The organism is Streptomyces sp. NPDC051582, assembly GCF_040681715.1.
Lineage (GTDB): Bacteria > Actinomycetota > Actinomycetes > Streptomycetales > Streptomycetaceae > Streptomyces.
This window is the reverse complement of sequence record NZ_JBFAZJ010000045.1, coordinates 14,965-30,734: the sequence shown is the minus strand read 5'-3', so window position 1 is coordinate 30,734 and position 15,770 is coordinate 14,965. Positions and strand designations below refer to the sequence as shown.

The 15,770-nt window shown below is 72.5% G+C and carries 10 protein-coding genes; 7 read left to right on the top strand and 3 right to left on the bottom strand.

From position 1 onward, the window contains the following. The first annotated feature begins 43 nt into the window (after positions 1–43). Together AB0M92_RS35835 and AB0M92_RS35830 are read left to right on the top strand one after the other, a co-directional pair. Positions 44–721, top strand: coding sequence for an HAD family phosphatase (locus tag AB0M92_RS35835; protein WP_366106539.1), 678 nt, complete (start codon positions 44–46; stop codon positions 719–721). Between the two features lie 50 nt (positions 722–771). Continuing rightward, on the top strand, positions 772–1,938 hold the full coding sequence (locus AB0M92_RS35830; RefSeq protein WP_366106550.1) for an FAD-dependent oxidoreductase: 1,167 nt from the start codon (positions 772–774) through the stop codon (positions 1,936–1,938). On the opposite strand, the gene mltG is transcribed toward AB0M92_RS35830, so the two are convergent. Together mltG and AB0M92_RS35820 are read right to left on the bottom strand one after the other, a co-directional pair. After that, positions 1,935–2,909, bottom strand: coding sequence for an endolytic transglycosylase MltG (gene mltG / locus AB0M92_RS35825; RefSeq protein ID WP_366106538.1), 975 nt, complete (start codon positions 2,907–2,909; stop codon positions 1,935–1,937). The genes AB0M92_RS35830 and mltG overlap by 4 nt on opposite strands. 63 nt (positions 2,910–2,972) lie before the next feature. Continuing rightward, complete coding sequence (locus AB0M92_RS35820; RefSeq protein WP_366106537.1) at positions 2,973–4,829, bottom strand: ABC transporter ATP-binding protein; 1,857 nt, start codon at positions 4,827–4,829, stop codon at positions 2,973–2,975. A 112-nt stretch (positions 4,830–4,941) separates the two neighbouring features. Here AB0M92_RS35820 and AB0M92_RS35815 point away from each other — a divergent pair, with 112 nt between their 5' ends. From AB0M92_RS35815 to AB0M92_RS35800, 4 genes are all read left to right on the top strand, one after another. Further along, entirely contained in the window at positions 4,942–5,403 is a 462-nt protein-coding gene (locus AB0M92_RS35815; protein WP_366106536.1) for a MarR family transcriptional regulator, read from the top strand. A 68-nt stretch (positions 5,404–5,471) separates the two neighbouring features. Next, positions 5,472–8,420: an FAD-binding and (Fe-S)-binding domain-containing protein gene (locus tag AB0M92_RS35810; protein WP_366106535.1), complete on the top strand. Its 2,949-nt coding sequence runs from the start codon at positions 5,472–5,474 to the stop codon at positions 8,418–8,420. A gap of 155 nt (positions 8,421–8,575) precedes the next feature. After that, entirely contained in the window at positions 8,576–10,429 is a 1,854-nt protein-coding gene (locus tag AB0M92_RS35805; RefSeq protein ID WP_366106534.1) for an ABC transporter ATP-binding protein, read from the top strand. Continuing rightward, complete coding sequence (locus AB0M92_RS35800) at positions 10,426–12,207, top strand: ABC transporter ATP-binding protein (RefSeq protein ID WP_366106533.1); 1,782 nt, start codon at positions 10,426–10,428, stop codon at positions 12,205–12,207. The genes AB0M92_RS35805 and AB0M92_RS35800 overlap by 4 nt, the downstream gene beginning before the upstream one ends. Positions 12,208–12,304: 97 nt before the next feature. On the opposite strand, the gene AB0M92_RS35795 is transcribed toward AB0M92_RS35800, so the two are convergent. Then, complete coding sequence (locus tag AB0M92_RS35795) at positions 12,305–13,096, bottom strand: metal-dependent hydrolase (RefSeq protein WP_366106532.1); 792 nt, start codon at positions 13,094–13,096, stop codon at positions 12,305–12,307. A gap of 145 nt (positions 13,097–13,241) precedes the next feature. On the opposite strand from AB0M92_RS35795, the gene AB0M92_RS35790 reads away from it, so the two are divergent. Continuing rightward, the gene (locus tag AB0M92_RS35790) at positions 13,242–15,764 is read left to right on the top strand and encodes a DUF3516 domain-containing protein (RefSeq protein WP_366106531.1); all 2,523 of its coding nucleotides are present in this window, start codon (positions 13,242–13,244) and stop codon (positions 15,762–15,764) included. Positions 15,765–15,770 lie beyond the last annotated feature (6 nt).

Genomic DNA, 15,770 nt, shown 5'->3' with positions numbered 1-15,770 from the left:
GATGGCCGGGACAGGTACACAACCGGCAGGACGGGCAGAGCGGATGATTTCCGTCATATTCGATCTCGACGGCACCCTCGTGGACAGCGAGCCGAACTACTACGAGTCGGGGCGCCGCACCCTGGCCCGGCACGGTGTCCGCGACTTCACCTGGGAGCAGCACGCGCGCTTCATCGGCATCGGCACCCTGGAGACGCTGGAGATCCTCAGGGAGCGGTACGCGATCGAGGCCCCGGTGGAGCAGCTGCTGGCCGAGCAGAACGCCGCTTACCTGGAACTGGCCCGGACCGGGACCGAGGCCTTCCCCGAGATGCGGAAGTTCGTGGAGCGGCTGCACGCGGAGGGGATCCCGATGGCGGTGGCGTCCGGGTCCTCGCGCGAGGCGATCGACGCCGTCCTGGCCGGGACGGGCCTGGACGCGCTGCTGACCACGGCGGTCTCCGCCGAGGAGGTGGCGCACGGCAAGCCCGCGCCCGACGTCTTCCTGGAGGCGGCCCGCCGCCTCGGCGCGGACCCCGCCGACTGCGTGGTGGTCGAGGACGCGGCCCCGGGAGCCCGGGCCGCGCACGCGGCCGGCATGTCCTGCGTGGCGATCCCGTACGTCCCGGCCACGGCCCACGACCCCGCCTTCACCGGCGCCGGCCTGCTGTTCCGCGGCGGGCAGCGCGATTTCAGCGCGGAGGCGGCCTACGACTGGCTCTGCGAACACCCGGCCGCCTAGCGGGTGGGAAGATCCCGCGGTCGGCGCGGGTTGGTAGAACCGTGAACGACATGGTGCGGGGAGCGGCGGGCGTCGACGTGGTGGTCGTCGGGGCCGGGCAGGCGGGGTTGTCGAGCGCGTACCACCTGGCGCGGGCCGGGATCGGGTACGTGGTGCTCGATCACGCGCCGCGGCCGGGCGGGGCCTGGCAGTTCCGCTGGCCCTCACTGACGTACGGCAAGGTGCACGGGATGCACGCCCTGCCCGGCATGGAGCTCACGGACGCCGACCCGCGGCGGGCCTCCTCGGCGGTGATCGGGGAGTACTTCGCGGCGTACGAGGAGCGGTTCGGGCTGCGCGTGCGGCGGCCCGTGGACGTCACGGCCGTACGGGACGGGGACGGCGGGCGGCTGCGCGTGGAGTCCTCGGCCGGGATCTGGTCCGCGCGGGCGCTGATCAACGCGACCGGGACCTGGGACCGGCCGTTCTGGCCGCGCTACCCGGGCCAGGAGAGCTTCCGGGGCCGCCAGCTGCACACCGCGAACTATCCGGGGCCCCAGGAGTTCGCCGGGGCCCGGGTGGTCGTGGTGGGCGGCGGCACCTCGGCGGTGCAGCACCTGCTGGAGATCGCGGAGGTGGCGGCCGGGACCACGTGGGTGACCCGCAGGCCCCCGGTGTTCCGCGACGGGAGCTTCGGAGAGGCCGAGGGCCGGGCCGCGGTGGCCCTGGTCGACGAGCGGGTACGCCAGGGGCTGGCGCCCCAGAGCGTGGTCAGTGTGACCGGGCTCCCGCTGAACGAGGCCGTCCGCGCCGGGCTGGCCTCGGGTGCGCTGGACCGGCAGCCGATGTTCGACCGGATCACGCCGGCGGGCGTGGTCTGGGCGGACGGGCGCCAGGTGGAGGCCGATGTGATCCTGTGGGCCACCGGCTTCCGGGCCGCCATCGATCACCTGGGTCCGCTGCACCTGCGTGAACCCGGGGGCGGCATACGGGTCGAGGGCACCCGCGCGGTCCGCGACGAGCGGATCCACCTGGTCGGCTACGGCCCGTCGGCATCGACGATCGGCGCCAACCGCGCCGGCGGGGCCGCGGTCCGCGAGATCCGCCGCCTACTGGCCGGCGGCGCGGCCGGCACGCGGAGTACGGACCGCACGGCGGCCACGGACGGCACGCAGGCCACGGACCGTACCGATGGCGGCCGCCGCCCGGATCGCGCCCCTTCCGCCCGGCCGGCCTAGCCGGCGCGGGAGCCGGGCCGGGCGCGGCCGGCGGCGACCTCGCTGGTCCCCGACCCGGCCTCCGACCGCGGCCCCGTGCTCGCGCCGGCACCGGCACCGGTACTGGCACTGGCACTGGCACTGGCACTGGCACCGGCACCGGCACCTGCCCCGGCCCGGATCCGGTTGAACTCCGCGACGTGCTTCTTGTGCTCCTCGTACGTCGCCGAGAAGCGGGTGTCCCCCGGCTTCACGGTGACGAAGAACAGCCAGTCGCCGGGCGTCGGCGCGACGGCCGCGGCCATGGCCTCCACTCCCGGACTGTCGATCGGCGTCGGCGGGAGCCCTTGGCGCTCATAGGTGTTGAAGGGGCTGTCGATCCGCGTCTCGCTCAGCCTGGTGCCCACCGTGCTGCGGCCCAGCGCGTAGTTGATGGTGGAGTCCATCTGGAGCGGCATCGACCTCGCCAGCCGGTTGTGGACCACGCGGGCGACCTTGCCCCGGTCCGAGCGGGACTCGGCTTCCGCCTCGATGATGCTGGCGAGCGTGGCCGTCTGGTACGGGGTCATCCCGTGGGCCTTGGCGCCGTCCGCGACGGCTCTGGTCGCCAGCTTCCGATTGGCCGTGTCCACCATGTACGCGAGCAGGGAGGCCGGGGTGGACTTCGAGGTCACCGGGTACGTCGCCGGGAAGAGGAAGCCCTCCGGATTGCCCTTCGCCTCCGCGGGCAGGGCCAGTGCGGCCTTGGGCACCACGGACTTGGTGGAGCCGGCCGGGAGCTTCAGCTCGCGGTCGATCGCGGCGTACACCTGGGGTGCCCGCCACCCCTCCGGAATGGTCAGCCGGCGTGGCTTCTCGGGGGCTTCTCCGCCTCGCATCAGCGGAAACAGGGCGGCCGCACCGACGGCGAGCAGCATGCCGAGGAAGAGCGCCAGACGGCCCCGGCGGGTGAGCCGGGAGCGACGCCGTGGCGGCTGGTACTCATGGCGCATGCCGGCACGCTAACCCGCGAAGGGTCACATTTCCGGTATCACACCCAAAATCCGGTCATACGATCACACTTTTACCGGCGTGGGCTGCACGGCCGGCTCCGGCGTGAGCGCGGCGTCCCGGTCGCGGCGGACCAGGGCCGCGTACCGGCCTTCCGCCTCCAGCAGCTCCTCGTGCGTACCGCGCTCGGCGATGCGGCCCTTGTCCAGGACGACGATCTGGTCGGCGTCGCGGACGGTGGAGAGCCGGTGCGCGATGGTGATCGTGGTGCGCCCCTGGGACAGGTTGTCGATGGCCCGCTGCACGGCGTGTTCCGTGCGGGTGTCGAGCGCGCTGGTGGCCTCGTCGAGGATCAGCACCGGCGGATCGCGCAGGATGGTGCGGGCGATGGCGAGGCGTTGCTTCTCGCCCCCGGAGAAGCGGTAGCCGCGCTCGCCGACCAGGGTGTCGTACCCGTCGGGCAGGGACTCGATGTGCTCGTGGATCTGGGCCGCGCGGGCAGCCTCGGCGATCTCCTCGTCGGTGGCGTCCGGCTTGGCGAAGCGCAGGTTGTCGGCGACGGAGGCGTGGAAGAGGTACGTCTCCTGGGAGACCACGCCTATGGAGCGGGCCAGCGAGTCGAAGTCGAGATCCCGTACGTCCACGCCGTCGAGGGCGACCCGGCCGCCGGTCACGTCGTAGAGCCGGGGCACGAGGTAGCTGAGCGTGCTCTTGCCGGAGCCGGTCGGTCCGACCACTGCGAGCGAGCCGCCGGCCGGGACGGTGATGTCGATGCCCGTCAGGGTGGGCCCGTGCTTGGCGTCGTACGCGAAGTGCACGTCCTCCAGCCGGACCTCGCCCCGGGCCCGGTCCAGCCGTACCGCGTCCGCGCGCTCGGTGATGTCCACCGGCAGGTCGAGGTACTCGAAGATGCGGCCGAACAGGGCGAGCGAGGTCTGGATCTGCACACCGGTCGACAGCAGGCTCACGGCGGGCCGGAACAGGCCCTGCTGGAGCGTGACGAAGGCGACGAGGGTGCCGACCGAGAGCGAGGGGGCGCCGGATTGGAGGGCCATGCCGGCCGCCCAGTAGATGAGCGCGGGCATGGCGGCCATGACGATGCCGATGGTGGACATGCGCCACCGCCCGGCCATGCTGGAGCGGACCTCAAGGTCGACCAGCTTCTCGGACTCGTCGGAGAAGGAGCGGGTCAGCGAGTCCGCGCGGCCCATCGTGCGGCCGAGCAGGATGCCGCTCACCGACAGCGACTCGGTGACGGTCGCGGCCATGGCGGCCATCTGCTTCTGCCGCTGGAGGGTGATCTTCTTGCGCTCGCGGCCCACGCGCCGGCTGATCCACACGAACACGGGCAGCAGGAGCAGGGAGACGAGGGTGAGCCGCCAGTCCAGCGCGAGCATCGCGACGATGGAGGCGATCACGGCCGTCAGGTTGGAGACGAGGGAGGTCGCGGTGGAGGTGACGGTCGCCTGCATGCCGCCGATGTCGTTGGCTATGCGGGACTGCACCTCACCGGTCCGGGTGCGGGTGAAGAAGGCCAGCGGCATCCGCTGGAGCTGGGCGTAGACGGCGGTGCGCAGGTCGTGCATGACGCGCTGCCCGACGGTGGTGGATATCAGGGTCTGCAGCACGCCGAAGACGCTGGTGACGACGGCGGTGAGGATCATGCCGAGCGCGAGCAGGCTGAGCAGCCCGGTGCGCCCCTGCGGGATGGCGACGTCCAGGATCTCCTTCAGCAGGAACGGCGAGGCCACCGAGACCAGCGAGGAGGCGCAGACGAGCAGCCCCACGACGGCGAGGCGGCCGCGGTAGGGGCGGAACAGGGCCACGATCCGGCGCAGCTCACGCGGCTGCTCCGCAGGGGCGGGGCGGGTGGGATCGAGCGCTTCTTTCGATGGGGTCCATTTCGGCTCTTCGGGGCGCATGGGCCTCCTTCTGGCGAGACCTGACGGAGTACAAGACCTGTGAGACTCGAATGAGCATAGCTCATTGTTACCTATGCTCACAATGAACGTGGTCCTGGTACTGTTTCCCAGTATGAGGACAGCTTCCGAAACCGACAGCACGGACGGCGTGCTCGCCGAGCAGCTGCTGCGGCTGACCCGCCGGCTCCACCGGATCCAGAAGCACCACCTGGAACCGCTCGGCATCACCCCCGCCCAGAGCCGGCTGCTGCGCCTCGTCTCGCACTACGACGGCGACCAGCCGCCCCGGATGGCGGACCTCGCCGCCCGCCTCGAAGTCGTGCCCCGCGCCGTGACCACGCTGGTGGACGGCCTGGAGGCCGCCGAGTGCGTGCGCCGCGCGCCCGACCCGGCGAACCGGCGCGTCATAAGGATCGAGCTCACCGACACCGGCCGCGCCACGCTGCGCCGGCTGCGCAACGCGCGAACCGACGCGGCGGAGGAGATCCTGGCTCCGTTGACCGCCGAGCAGCGCGAGGTGCTCGGCGGCCTGCTGAACGCTCTGACGGACATGCCGATGGAGCGCAGCTGCTGAGCAGGCCGCACCGGGGCCGGGAGAGGGTTCCCCGGATTGGGCCGAACGAGTAAGGCGAGGGGTCGCGCATGCCGCTGCTGGAACCGAAGCCCGGGGCCCTGCGGCCGCACGGCGTCGCCGGCCCCGCTCCCGACCGGGTTCCCGACCACCGGGCCGCCGGCACCCCGGATCCGCTGCGCGCCGAGCTGACGGAACTGCTGGGCGCCGAGAAGGTGCTGTGGAAGGTCTCCGACCTGGTCCGCTACGCCTCCGACGCCTCGCCGTACCGGTTCGTGCCGCAGGTGGTGGTGGTCGCCGAGGACATCGACGACGTCTCCGCCGTCCTCTCGTACGCGCACGGCCGCGGGCGCGAGGTGGTCTTCCGCGCCGCGGGGACCTCCCTGAACGGCCAGGCCCAGGGCGAGGACGTCCTGGTCGACGTACGCCGCCACTGGGCCGGTGTCGAGGTGCTGGAGGAGGGCCGGCGGGCCCGGATCCGGCCCGGCACCACCGTGGCCCGGGCCAATGCCGCGCTCGCCCGGCACGGCCGCGTCCTCGGCCCCGACCCGGCGAGCGCCATCGCGTGCACCCTCGGCGGGGTCGTCGCGAACAACGCGTCCGGCATGACGGCGGGCACCACGAGGAACTCGTACCGCACCCTGTCCTCCCTCACCTTCGTGCTGCCCGGCGGGACGGTCGTGGACACCGCGGACCCACGTGCGGACGAGGAGCTGGCGCGCGCGGAACCGGCGTTGTGCCGCGGGCTGATGGAGATCAAGCGGGAGATCGAGGGCGATCCGGAGCTCGTCGCGCGGATCCGGGCCAAGTACGAGATCAAGAACACCACCGGCTACCGCCTCGACGCGTACCTGGACGGCGCCACCCCCGTCGAGGTCCTGCGCGGGCTGATGGTCGGCTCGGAGGGCACGCTCGGCTTCATCGCCGAGGTCGTCTTCGACACCGTGCCGCTGGACCGCGAGCTCACCAGCGCGCTGCTCTTCTTCCCCTCGCTGCCCGCGGCGGCCGCCGCCGTACCGCGGTTCAACGCGGCGGGCGCCCTCGCCGTGGAGGTGATGGACGGCAACACGCTGCGCGCGTCGGTCAGCGTCGACGGCGTTCCCGCCGACTGGGCCGGGCTCCCCAAGGACACCACCGCCCTGCTGGTGGAGTTCCGCGCCCCGGACGAGGCGGGCCGCGCGGAGTACGAGCGCCGCGCCGCCGAGGTGCTCGCCGGGCTGGACCTGGTCGCTCCGGTGGCCTCGGTCACCAATGCGTTCACCCGCGACGCGGGGACGGTCAACGGGTACTGGAAGGCCCGCAAGGCCTTCGTCACCGCCGTCGGCGGCGCCCGCGCCCCCGGCACCACCTTGATCACCGAGGACTTCGCGGTACCGCCCTCCCGGCTGGCCGAGGCCTGCGAGGCGCTCCTCGCGCTCCAGGCCGAGCACGGCTTCGACGCGGCCGTCGCCGGCCACGCGGCCCACGGCAACCTGCACTTCCTGCTCGCCTTCGACGCGGCGAAGCCCGCCGACGTCGAGCGGTACGGGGCCTTCATGGAGGCCTTCTGCCGACTGGTGGTGGAGGTCTTCGACGGCTCGCTGAAGGCCGAGCACTCCACCGGCCGCAACATGGCCCCGTTCCTGGAACTGGAGTGGGGGCCCAGGGCAACGGAGCTGATGTGGCGGACGAAGCGGGTCGTCGACCCGGACGGGCTGCTCGCCCCGCGCATCCTCCTCGACCGCGATCCGGCGGCGCATCTGCGCGGGCTGAAGACGATCCCGCGCGTCGAGGCGGTCGCCGACCCGTGCATCGAGTGCGGCTTCTGCGAACCGACCTGCCCCAGCGGGGACCTGACGACCACCCCGCGCCAACGGATCGTGCTGCGCCGGGAGATGATGCGCCAGCAGCCGGGCTCGCGCGTGCTGGGGGGACTGCTCGACGCCTACGGCCACGACGCCGTGGACACCTGCGCGGGCGACTCCACCTGCAAGCTGGCCTGCCCCGTCGGCATCGACACGGGCGCGCTGATGCGCGGCTTCCGCCACCGCCGGCACAGCGCGCGCGAGGAGCGCGCGGCCGCCCTCGCCGCGCGGCGGTTCAAGGCCGTGGAGGGCGCTTCCCGGCTGGCCGTGGCCGCCGCCGACCAGCTGGTGGGCCGTCTCTCCGACCGGGTCGGTGACCGGCTGTTGGAGGCGGTCACCGGGGCCGCCCGCAAGGCCGTGCGACCCGACCTGGTTCCGCAGTGGCTGCCGCAGCTCCCCGGCGCCGCCGCCCGGAAACCGCCCCGCACCGAGCGGGTGGGCGCGGCGGCCGTGTACTACCCGGCCTGTGTGAACAGGATCTTCGGCGGCCCCGGGGGCAGGCCCGGCCCCTCGTTGCCCGAAGCCGTGGTGGCGGTGTCGGAGCGGGCCGGGAGGCCGGTGTGGATCCCCGGCGACGTCGCGGGCACCTGCTGCGCGACGATCTGGCACTCCAAGGGCTACGAAGCCGGGAACCGGGTGATGGCCAACCGGATCGTGGAGGCCGCCTGGGGCTGGACCGCCGGCGGGCGCCTGCCGCTGGTGGTCGACGCCTCCTCGTGCACGCTGGGCATCGCGCAGGAGGTGGTCCCGTTCCTGACGGACGACAACCGGGCGCTGCACGCGGAGCTGACCGTCCTCGATTCGGTGGTGTGGGCGGCGGACGAGCTGCTCCCGCACCTGGAGATCCGGCGCACCGTGGGCTCGGCCGTGCTCCATCCGACCTGCTCGATGCAGCACTTGGGCGATGCGGCGCAGCTGCGGTCGGTGGCCGAGGCCTGCGCCGCGGAGGTGGTGGTCCCGGCGGATGCGGGCTGCTGCGCCTTCGCGGGCGACCGGGGCATGCTGCATCCGGAGCTGACGGCCTCGGCGACGGAGCGCGAGGCGGCGGAGGTGACATCGCGGGCGTTCGACGCGCATCTGTCGGCGAACCGGATGTGCGAGGTGGGCATGGACCGGGCGACCGGCCGCAGTTATTACTCGGTCCTGCTGGAACTGGAGCGGGCCACCCGCCCTTGACCCGCCGGCACGCGGCCTTGACCTGGCGGTTTACGGCCGCGCGGGCCGCACATCCCGCCGCGTGAGGCCGTGGCCAACGCAAAATCGATTGCCCGGAACCGGTCCGGAAGGCGAACCTTGCTCGGTTTGAACCACTCGACCAGTCTTGAGGCGTCATGCAGATCAGCGATCTTCCGTATCCGGACCCCGGAGTACCCGACGCCCGCTCCGGCCCGCGATTCTTGGTGTGGCTGGGGCGCGGCCAACTCGGCGGACAGGCCAAAAGCCTGTGCTGGGGACTGGTGCACTTCGGCGGCGTCGCCGGGCTCCCGTACGCGGTGGGCCTGGGCGTCGAGGCGGTCGTGCAGCGCGACGGCACCCGACTGCTGCTGGTCGGCGCCCTCCTGGCGCTGATCGGCGTCGCCATCTCGGTCGGCGACACGATGCTCCACCGGACGGCCGTCACCAACTGGATCACCGCCGCCGCGCGGGTCCAGCAGCTGCTCGCCCGCAAGACCGCCGAGCTGGGCTCCGCCCTGACCCGGCGGGTCGCGGCGGGCGAGGTGGTCGCGGTCTCCACGGGAGACGTGGAGAAGATCGGCTGGTTCGTCGAGGCGGTCTCCCGCTTCCTCGCCGCCGCCCTCTCCGTCGTCGCCATCTGCGTCGGCCTGCTGTTCTTCGCGCCCTCGATCGGCTTGGTCGTCGCGATCGGCGTCCCGGTGCTGGCCCTGTCGGTACTGCCGCTGCTGCCGCGCGCCACCCGGCGCGCCGACGTCCAGCGCGAGAAGGCGGGCAAGGCCACCGAACTGGCCTCCGACACCGTCGCCGGCCTGCGGGTGCTGCGCGGCATCGGTGGCGAGGAACTGTTCCTGGGCCGCTATCGCGAGGCTTCGCAGGAGGTCCGCAAGGCGGCCGTGCGCAGCGCCCGGATGTGGGCGCTGATCTCCGCGATCCAGGTGCTGCTCCCGGGCGCCCTGCTGATCACCGTGGTCTGGTACGGCTCCGTGCTCGTGCTGGACGGCCGGCTGGAGGTCGGTGAACTCGTCGCCGCCTTCAGCGCGGTGGCCACGATGCTCTATCCGCTGCGGCACTTCGAGGAGATCGCCATGGCGTACTCCTTCTCCCGGCCCTCCGCCGCGCGGGCGGCGCGGGTGCTGTCGCTGACGCGTACGGACGTCCCGGAGCCCGAGGCTCCGCGGGCCCGGATCCCCGAGGCCCCGGCTCCGGGCGGGGACCTGTACGACCCCGCGACGGGGCTGCTGGCCCCCGCGGGCCGGTTCACCGCCGTGGTGTGCGGGGATCCGGACCTGGCGGGACGGCTCGCCGAGCGCCTCGGCGGGCATCCGGCGGACGACGGCCCGGCCGCCGACCGGGTCCCGGTGCTGCTGGGCGGGGTCGCGCTGGACGAGCTCGCGCTGGACACGGCGCGCACGCTGGTCCTCGTACAGGACAAGGATCCGGTGCTGCTGTCGGGAACGCTGCGCGAGCTGTTCGCCGTACCGGCGTCCGGAGCGGTCGAGCCCGGGGCGGCGCTGGGCGCCGCCGAGTGCGGGGACGTCCTGGACGCGCTGCTGCAGTCGGCGCCCGACGGGGTGGAGGACCCGATGGACACCCGGATCACCGAGCGCGGCCGGTCCCTGTCGGGCGGGCAGCGTCAGCGGCTCGCGCTGGCGCGGTCCCTGGCCACCGACCCGGAGGTGCTGGTGCTGGACGAGCCGACCTCGGCGGTCGACTCGCACACCGAGGCACGGATCGCGGACGGGATCAGCGCCCTGCGCGCCGGGCGCACGACGGTGGTACTGGCCTCCTCGCCGCTGCTCCTGGACCGCGCCGACCGGGTGGTCCTGATCCACGAGGGCCGGGTCGCCGCGACCGGTACGCACCGCGAACTGCTGCACGGCGAACCGCTCTACCGGGCCGTCGTCACCCGCGAGACCGAGGCGGAACAGCGGGTGGCCCGGATGGAACTGACCCGGCTGGAAGAAGCCCGGCTGGAAAAGGCACTGACAGAGATCGAGGAATCCGCATGATCGGCGTGGCGCCGCCGCAATATGATCCGGCGGCCCCCTCATCGGCCGCCACCCTGCCCGTGGGCACGACGGCGACCGTACGGGGCTACGTGCGCGGCCTGTTCCGCCGGCACCGGCGGGCCTTCGTGCTGCTGGTGACGGTGAACGCGGCCGCGGTGACGGCCTCCATGGTCGGCCCGTACCTGCTCGGCCGGGTCGTGGACCAGCTGGCGGCGGGGGCCCGCGAGCTCCATCTGGAGCGCGTGGCCCTGCTGTTCGCGCTGGCCCTCGTGGTCCAGACGTTCTTCGTCCGGCAGGTCCGGCTGCGCGGAGCGATGCTCGGCGAGGAGATGCTGGCCGACCTGCGCGAGGACTTCCTCGTGCGCTCCGTGGGCCTGCCCCCGGGCGTACTGGAGCGGGCCGGCACCGGTGACCTGCTGTCGCGGATCACCACCGACATCGACCGGCTGGCCAACGCCATGCGCGAGGCCGTGCCGCAGCTGGCCATCGGCGTGGTCTGGGTCGGGCTGCTCTTCGGGGCGCTCACGGTGACCGCGCCGCCGCTGGCGCTGGCCGCGCTGGTGGCCCTTCCGGTGCTGGTCGTCGGATGCCGCTGGTACTTCCGGCGGGCGCCTTCGGCGTACCGCTCCGAGGCGGCCGGGTACGCGGCGGTCGCGGCCGCGCTCACCGAGACGGTGGACGCCGGGCGCACGGTCGAGGCGCACCGCCTCGGTCCGGGCCGGATCGCCCTGTCGGAGCAGCGGATCAAGGAGTGGACGGCGTGGGAGCGGTACACGCTGTACCTGCGCACCGTCCTCTTCCCCGTCATCAACGTGACCTTCGTGACGATCCTCGGCTCCGTGCTGATGATCGGCGGCTACTGCGTGCTCCGGGGCTGGATGTCGGTCGGTCAGCTGACCACGGGTGCGCTGCTCGCGCAGATGATGGTCGATCCGATCGGCCTGATCCTGCGCTGGTACGACGAGCTCCAGGTCGCCCAGGTATCGATCGCCCGCCTGGTGGGCGTGCGGGAGATCGAGCCGGACGCCGGTGACGCGGCCGTCTCCCCCAAGGGGCGGGACGTGCGGGCCGACGAGGTGCGCTTCGGCTACCGGGAGGGCGTGGACGTGCTGCACCAGGTGTCCATGTCCGTGCCGCCGGGCACCCGGATGGCGCTGGTCGGCCCCTCCGGGGCGGGCAAGTCCACGCTGGGCCGGCTGCTGGCGGGCATCTACGCGCCGCGGACCGGCGCGGTCACCCTCGGCGGCGCCGAGCTGTCGCGGATGCCCGCGGAGCGGGTGCGCGAGCAGGTGGCGCTGGTCAACCAGGAGCACCACGTGTTCGTGGGCTCGCTGCGGGACAACCTGCGCCTGGCGCGCACCGGGGCCGATGACTCCGAGCTGTGGGCGGCGCTGGGCGCGGTGGACGCGGACGCCTGGGCGCGGGCGCTGGAGTCCGGTCTGGACACGGAGGTGGGTTCGGGCGGTACGGCACTGACACCGGCACAGGCGCAGCAGATCGCACTTGCCCGGCTGGTGCTCGCGGACCCGCACACCCTGGTGCTGGACGAGGCCACGTCGCTGCTGGACCCGCGGGCCGCGCGGCATCTGGAGCGTTCGCTGGCCCGGGTGCTGGACGGCCGTACGGTGATCGCGATCGCCCACCGGCTGCACACCGCGCACGACGCGGACGTGATCGCGGTGGTCGAGGGCGGCCGGATCAGCGAACTGGGCTCGCACGACGAGCTGGTCGCGGCGGACGGCGCCTACGCGGCGCTGTGGCGCTCCTGGCACGGCTGACCGGTCCGCACCGGCGGTCGTACGAGGCCCCGGTCCCCGCTGACGCGCGGGGGCCGGGGCCCTTGCCGTACCCGAACGCCCAGCCGTACCCGATCGCCTAGATGAAGCCGAGTGCGGAGGCTCCGCCCATGCCGCCGAGCAGCATGAACACGGGCATCAGGACCTTGAGCTCCACCCAGCTGCCGGCCCGGAAGCGCATCCCCTTGGGCGGGCCGATGGGGTACCAGCGCTTCCCGGCGATCGGCAGCGGCCACAGGACGGGGCAGCCGGAGACGGTCAGGGCGTCGCCGATGTCGTGGACCAGGGCTCCGAGCAGGATCGGCAGGCCGAGCCAGAGGTATTCCTGGCCGGGGCCGGTGAACAGCCATCCGGCGCCGTTGCCGGGCTGGTCGAGGACGCCCGCCAGGATCCAGGCACTGGTGGCGCCCAGCAGCCAGACGAGGACGTCGCTGGACATCCGGGCCGCCCGCCACAGCAGGCCCTCGACGGCCAGGACCAGGTGGACGAAGAGCAGGACGAGGACGCCCCAGCGGTCGGTGGTGACCGCCAGCGCGGAGGAGCCGGCCCCGATCAGGACCGCCCACAGCCAGGTGTGCGTCAGGGTGCGGTGGCCACCGGTGCGGCGGGCGTCCTTGGGCGCGCGCGTGGCTTTGTAGACCGCGTAGGAGATCTTGTCGACCACCTCGCACAGGCCCCGGGAGAGCGGGCCGAAGGCGCGCGAGATCGTCGCCGACTTGTGGTCCAGGTCGGGCGCGAGGGCGGCGCCGGCACAGATGAGCGCGCCGACGACGAGCACGGGCCAGGGCATCGGGTGCCCGGCGGCCGCGGCCGCCGCTCCCACCCCCAGCCAGGCTGCCGCCCCGGACAGTGAGTGCGCCGGACCCATCATGGTCGTTCCCCGCCCCAGTCTTGTGGTGGTCGGGCCCTGTTGACGGTTTCGTTCGGGCCCGGTCAACGGCACAGCGTACCGGCGGTGATCTTCGATCCGTCCGCCGGTTCCCTCTTACGGCGGGAAGCCAGGCAAGATGGGGGGTGTGACCCTCATTGATCAGCTCCCGCCGAACGCCGACCCCGACGCCCTCTTCGAGGCTTTCTCCTCGTGGGCGGAGGATCAGGGCATCACCCTGTACCCGGCTCAGGAGGAAGCGCTGATCGAGGTCGTCTCCGGGGCGAACGTGATCTTGTCCACCCCGACCGGCTCCGGGAAGAGCCTCGTGGCGGCGGGCGCGCACTTCACCGCCCTCGCCCAGGACAAGGTGACCTTCTACACCGCCCCGATCAAGGCGCTGGTGTCGGAGAAGTTCTTCGACCTGTGCAAGCTCTTCGGCACCGAGAACGTCGGCATGCTGACCGGCGACGCCTCCGTGAACGCGGACGCCCCGGTGATCTGCTGCACCGCGGAGGTGCTGGCCTCGATCGCCCTGCGCGACGGCAAGTACGCCGACATCGGTCAGGTCGTCATGGACGAATTCCACTTCTATGCGGAGCCGGACCGCGGCTGGGCCTGGCAGATCCCGCTGCTGGAGCTGCCGCAGGCGCAGTTCGTCCTGATGTCGGCGACGCTCGGCGACATGAAGCGGTTCGAGGAGGACCTGACCCGGCGCACCGGCCGGCCGACCTCGGTGGTCCGCTCCGCGACCCGGCCCGTGCCGCTGTCGTACGAGTACGTCACGACGCCCATCACCGACACCATCACCGAGCTGCTGGAGACCCGGCAGGCCCCGGTGTACATCGTGCACTTCACACAGGCCCAGGCGGTCGAGCGGGCGCAGTCGCTGATGAGCATCAACATGTGCACCCGCGAGGAGAAGGACAAGATCGCCGACCTGATCGGCAACTTCCGCTTCACCACCAAGTTCGGCCAGAACCTCTCCCGCTACGTCCGGCACGGCATCGGCGTCCACCACGCCGGCATGCTGCCCAAGTACCGGCGCCTGGTGGAGAAGCTGGCGCAGGCCGGCCTGCTCAAGGTGATCTGCGGTACCGACACCCTCGGTGTCGGCGTCAACGTCCCGATCCGCACGGTGCTGTTCACCGCGCTCACCAAGTACGACGGCAGCCGCGTCCGCACCCTGCGCGCCCGCGAGTTCCACCAGATCGCCGGCCGCGCGGGCCGGGCCGGCTTCGACACGGCGGGCTATGTGGTCGCCCAGGCGCCCGAGCACGTCATCGAGAACGAGAAGGCCCTCGCGAAGGCCGGCGACGACCCGAAGAAGCGCCGCAAGGTGGTGCGCAAGAAGGCTCCCGAGGGCTTCGTCGCCTGGTCGGACACCACCTTCGAGAAGCTCATCGCGGCCGACCCCGAGCCGCTCACCTCCCGGTTCAAGGTCACCAACATCATGCTGCTGTCGGTCATCGCCCGTCCGGGCGATGCCTTCCAGGCGATGCGCCACCTCCTGGAGGACAACCACGAGCCGCGCAAGGCCCAGCTGCGGCACATCCGCCGGGCCATCGCGATCTACCGCTCGCTGCTGGACGGAGGCGTGGTCGAGAAACTGGACACCCCGGACGCGGAGGGCCGCACCATCCGGCTCACCGTCGACCTCCAGCAGGACTTCGCGCTCAACCAGCCGCTGTCCACCTTCGCGCTCGCCTCCTTCGACCTGCTGGACCCGGAGTCCCCCTCCTACGCGCTGGACATGGTCTCCGTCGTCGAATCCACGCTGGACGACCCGCGCCAGATCCTTGCCGCCCAGCAGAACAAGGAACGCGGCATCGCCGTGGGCGCCATGAAGGCCGACGGGATCGAGTACGAGGAGCGGATGGAGCGTCTCCAGGACGTCACCTATCCCAAGCCGCTCGAAGAGCTGCTCCTGCACGCCTACGACGTGTACAGCAAGAGCCACCCGTGGGTCCGGGACCACCCCGTCTCCCCGAAGTCGATCATCCGCGACATGTACGAGCGCGCGATGACCTTCACCGAGTTCACCTCCTTCTACGAACTCGCACGCACCGAGGGCATCGTGCTGCGCTACCTGGCCAGTGCGTACAAGGCGCTGGACCACACCATCCCCGACGACCTCAAGTCCGAGGACCTCCAGGACCTGATCGCCTGGCTGGGCGAGCTCGTCCGCCAGGTCGACTCCAGCCTGCTCGACGAGTGGGAGCAGCTCGCGAACCCGGAGGTGGAGACGGCGGAGCAGGCCCAGGAGAAGGCCGACCAGGTCAAGCCGGTCACGGCGAACGCCCGCGCCTTCCGCGTCCTGGTCCGCAACGCCATGTTCCGCCGCGTGGAGCTCGCCGCCCTGGACCACGTCGACCAGCTGGGTGAGCTGGACGCCGCATCCGGCTGGGACGCCGACGCCTGGGGCGAGGCCATGGACGCGTACTGGGACGAGTACGACGACCTCGGCACGGGCCCCGACGCCCGCGGCCCGAAGCTGCTCCAGATCGAGGAGGACGCGGCGCACGGCCTGTGGCGCGTCCGCCAGACCTTCGCGGACCCCAACGGGGACCATGGCTGGGGCATCAGCGCCGAGGTCGACCTCGCGGCCTCCGACGAGGAAGGCCGTGCGATCGTCCGGCTGACCTCGGTCGGTGAGCTCGGCGCGCTCTGACCGACC